Annotated in this window: 1 protein-coding gene; it reads left to right on the forward strand. The window is 69.2% G+C overall.

Going from position 1 to position 221, the window contains the following annotated elements:
* Window positions 1-20 precede the first annotated feature (20 nt).
* Window positions 21-221 (forward strand): SdrD B-like domain-containing protein (locus tag VR45_RS16940; protein ID WP_234326001.1); only part of this gene is annotated, 201 nt, incomplete at its 3' end.

Genomic DNA, 221 nt, shown 5'->3' on the forward strand with positions numbered 1-221 from the left:
ACGGCCGACCCATCACCACGGTGACCGACGCCAACGGCCTCTACCTCTTCGACAACCTGCCCGACGGCACCTACCAGGTCCAGTTCGACCTCACCACCCTCCCCCAGGGCGCCAAGGTCACCAGCCGGGCCTCCGGCACCGACCCCACCAAGGACTCCGACGCCGACCCGACCACGGGTGTGACCCAGTCCGTCACCGTCTCCGGCGGACAGCGTTACCTC

Origin of the sequence: Streptomyces sp. NRRL S-495 (genome assembly GCF_000966955.1) — a bacterium.
In the GTDB taxonomy this organism is placed as follows: domain Bacteria; phylum Actinomycetota; class Actinomycetes; order Streptomycetales; family Streptomycetaceae; genus Kitasatospora; species Kitasatospora purpeofusca.